The sequence below is a fragment of the Bartonella sp. MR30HLJHH genome, from assembly GCF_042194195.1.
In the GTDB taxonomy this organism is placed as follows: domain Bacteria; phylum Pseudomonadota; class Alphaproteobacteria; order Rhizobiales; family Rhizobiaceae; genus Bartonella; species Bartonella grahamii.
Map to the genome: position 1 here is coordinate 1 of NZ_JBHIMO010000107.1, position 590 is coordinate 590.

A 590-nucleotide genomic window follows, 5' to 3' on the forward strand; every position below is an offset into this window, starting at 1 on the left:
TAGAAGCACTTGCCCCGATTATAGGGTCTTGTTCAGGTTTTGGCGGCTTGTTAGCAGGCAATGGACCGGTGCAATGGGCATTAGCAGGCATAATGGTTTTAGCGGCTGTAACGGGCATAGTGATTGTCGCCAAGCGTTTTCGGGAGCAACGCTTATGATTTTTTGGCTAAAGAAATATTCTCTTATGTTTACAGCGGCTTTAGCCGTTTTTTTTATGGCTTTAGCCAAGGCGTTTCACCTTGGCAAGCAAAGCGAACGGCAAAAGCAAACAGAGAATGCTTTAAAGACAGCAACAACGCGGCTTGAGGTAGAAAATGAAGTTAATCAAAAAAGTGATGCTGGTGTGCGCTCTGAACTTTCTCGTTGGGTGCGCGGCAAATAGGTCTGTTTCTTGTGGTGGCTGGTTGCCCATTTATTTGGATAACAAGGATGTTGCGGTCATCAGTTCCAACCTTGCAAGAGATATTTTGAAGCATAACAAGCAGGGAGCCCATTTATGTGGTTGGAAAGATGGTCAAGAAACGAAGCAGCAAAGATAAAGGTCTTACAGAAAAAGAACAACAGCTTCTTCACGAGATGATAGAGACCTA

Annotated in this window: 1 protein-coding gene and 1 pseudogene; both read left to right on the forward strand. The window is 44.4% G+C overall.

Annotated features, from left to right (window positions below):
• Positions 1 to 158: pseudogene (locus ACFIKR_RS09585) on the forward strand (lysozyme); the annotation flags it as partial.
• The gene (locus ACFIKR_RS09590) at positions 155 to 382 is read left to right on the forward strand and encodes a hypothetical protein (RefSeq protein ID WP_012754703.1); all 228 of its coding nucleotides are present in this window, start codon (positions 155 to 157) and stop codon (positions 380 to 382) included. The pseudogene ACFIKR_RS09585 and the gene ACFIKR_RS09590, both read left to right, overlap by 4 nt.
• Positions 383 to 590 lie beyond the last annotated feature (208 nt).

Coding starts and splice junctions, on each gene's coding strand:
- ACFIKR_RS09590 (WP_012754703.1), top strand. CDS start 155: ATGATTTTTTGGCTAAAGAAATATTCTCTTATGTTTACAGCGGCTTTA.